Origin of the sequence: Tardiphaga sp. (assembly GCF_028290785.1) — a bacterium.
GTDB lineage: Bacteria > Pseudomonadota > Alphaproteobacteria > Rhizobiales > Xanthobacteraceae > Tardiphaga.
In genome coordinates this window covers 1-2,615 of sequence record NZ_JAQGJD010000073.1, presented here as the reverse complement: position 1 = coordinate 2,615, position 2,615 = coordinate 1, and the positions used below count along the sequence as shown (strand labels likewise).

The 2,615-nt window shown below is 64.7% G+C and carries 3 protein-coding genes; 1 reads left to right on the top strand and 2 read right to left on the bottom strand.

The window, feature by feature from the left end; genetic code table 11:
• Together hslU and hslV are read right to left on the bottom strand one after the other, a co-directional pair.
• Positions 1–977 (bottom strand): ATP-dependent protease ATPase subunit HslU (gene hslU, locus JWR89_RS04145; protein ID WP_299712102.1); only part of this gene is annotated, 977 nt, incomplete at its 3' end.
• Positions 978–1,144: 167 nt separating this feature from the next.
• Positions 1,145–1,717, bottom strand: coding sequence for an ATP-dependent protease subunit HslV (gene hslV, locus JWR89_RS04140; RefSeq protein WP_299712100.1), 573 nt, complete (start codon positions 1,715–1,717; stop codon positions 1,145–1,147).
• Positions 1,718–2,018: 301 nt separating this feature from the next.
• Here hslV and hisB point away from each other — a divergent pair, with 301 nt between their 5' ends.
• The gene (gene hisB, locus JWR89_RS04135) at positions 2,019–2,612 is read left to right on the top strand and encodes an imidazoleglycerol-phosphate dehydratase HisB (RefSeq protein ID WP_299712098.1); all 594 of its coding nucleotides are present in this window, start codon (positions 2,019–2,021) and stop codon (positions 2,610–2,612) included.
• Positions 2,613–2,615: the final 3 nt, after the last annotated feature.

Sequence of the window (2,615 nt, the reverse complement as noted above, 5' to 3'; positions counted from 1 at the left end):
GTCAGCGCGTCGAGTTCGACGCGAATCGGCAGGCGGCCCTGTAATTCCGGCAACAAGTCAGACGGTTTGGCAATGTGAAACGCGCCGGATGCGATGAAGAGAATGTGGTCGGTCTTCACAGGCCCGTGCTTGGTCGACACCGTCGTGCCCTCGATCAGCGGCAGCAGGTCGCGCTGCACGCCCTCGCGCGACACGTCGCCGCCGCTGCGGCCGTCGCGCACGCAGATCTTGTCGATCTCATCGAGAAACACGATGCCGCTGTTCTCGACCACACTGATCGCTTCCTGCGTCAGTTGATCGCTGTCCAGCAGCTTGTCGGACTCTTCGTTGACCAGCAGCTCGTGCGACGCCTCGACGGTGAGCCGCCGCGTCTTGGTGCGCTGCCCCATCTTGCCAAAGATATCGCCGATGTTGATCGCGCCCATCTGCGCGCCGGGCATGCCGGGAATCTCGAACATCGACGGCCCGCCGGAGGACTGGGTCTCGATCTCGATTTCCTTGTCGTTCATCTCGCCGGCGCGCAATTTCTTGCGAAACGATTCGCGCGTCGCCGGACCGGAGCCGGGGCCGACCAGCGCGTCGAGCACGCGCTCTTCGGCGGCCTGCTGCGCCCGCGCCTGGACGTCCTTGCGCTTGCGTTCGCGCACCTGCGAAATCCCGACCTCGACGAGGTCGCGGATGATCTGCTCGACGTCGCGGCCGACATAGCCGACCTCGGTGAACTTGGTCGCCTCGACCTTGATGAACGGCGCGCTGGCGAGCTTGGCCAGCCGCCGCGCGATCTCGGTCTTGCCGACGCCGGTGGGGCCGATCATCAGAATGTTCTTTGGCAGCACCTCGTCGCGCAAGCTGCCGGTGAGCTGCAGCCGCCGCCAGCGATTGCGCAGCGCGATCGAGACGGCGCGCTTGGCGTCGTGCTGGCCGACGATGTAGCGGTCGAGTTCGCTGACGATTTCACGGGGAGAAAAGTCGGTCATGGATCTCTTATCTTCTCTTATCTTCTCTTCCCTTCTCCCCTTGTGGGAGAAGGTGCCTCCGAAGCGGAGGCGGATGAGGGGTTACTGGGCTCGGAGTTTGTGGCTACCCCTCACCCGTCTGCGCTGCGCGCAGCCACCCTCTCCCACAAGGGGAGAGGGAAGGCAGCTCACTCTCCCAGCGCTTCGATCGTCACATTGCGGTTCGTGTACACACAGATATCCGCCGCGATATCCAGCGCCTTGCGCACGATGGCCTCGGCGTCCTTATCGGTGTCCACCAGCGCCCTTGCCGCGGCCAGCGCGTAGTTGCCGCCGGAGCCGATTGCCATCACGCCGGCTTCCGGCTCCAGCACGTCGCCGGTGCCGGTCAGCACCAGCGAGACGTCCTTGTCGGCGACGATCATCATGGCTTCCAGCCGGCGCAGATAGCGGTCGGTACGCCAGTCCTTGGCCAGTTCCACGGCGGCCCGGGTGAGCTGCCCCGGATACTGCTCCAGCTTGGCTTCCAGCCGCTCGAACAGCGTAAAGGCATCGGCGGTGGCGCCGGCAAAGCCGCCGATCACGTCGCCTTTGCCCAGCCTGCGGACCTTTTTGGCGTTGGACTTGATCACGGTCTGGCCGATCGAGACCTGGCCGTCGCCGCCGATGACGACGCGGCCGCCCTTGCGGACGGTCAGGATGGTGGTGCCGTGCCAGACCGCGGACGGTCCGTCATGGGAAGCCGAATAGGATGCGTTCATGGAAACCCTCTTGAGCGCCTGATCTAGGCACTGGCCTCTCACGTTGCAAATGCGGCACTTTTCCTCCCTCCCCCTTGTGGGGAGGGTGGCCGCGCGAAGCGCGGTCGGGTGGGGGCGCCACAAACCCCGTCGCCTGTGGCTACCCCCCACCCCGACCCTCCCCCGCAAGGGGGGAGGGAGCGACAGTGTTCGAGGCGCCGATTTCGCTCACCATAGCCGCCGAAACCGGCCCGGCGCCGTAGCGAAGCCGTCATGAGCCTGTTAAAAGGGCGCGTTTTCAGGCACCCGGAAAGCTATTTTGATGCGGACGGCGACGATCAAGCGCAAGACCAAGGAAACCGACATCGAGGTCTCCGTGAACCTCGATGGCACCGGCCTGTCCAACTCGGTCACCGGCATCGGCTTCTTCGACCATATGCTCGATCTGCTCGCCCGCCATTCCCGAATCGACATATCCGTGCAGGCGGTCGGCGACCTGCACGTCGATTTCCACCACACCACCGAGGACGTCGGCATCGCGCTCGGCCAGGCGGTCAAGCAGGCGCTCGGCGACATGGCCGGCATCACCCGCTATGCCTCGGTCCACATGCCGATGGACGAGACCCTGACCCGGGTGGTGATCGACATTTCCGGCCGCCCGGTGCTGGTGTTCAAGTCAGCCTTTCCGACCGCAAAAATCGGCGAATTCGACACCGAGCTGGTGCGCGAATGGTTCAACGCCTTTGCCGGCAATGCGGGCGTGACTTTGCATGTCGAGACCCTATATGGCGAGAACAGCCATCATATCGCCGAATCCTGCTTCAAGGGTCTGGCGCGGGCGCTGCGCACGGCTGTCGCGATCGATCCGCGCAACGCCGGCGAAGTGCCATCCACCAAGGGTCAGCTCGGCGGCTGATCA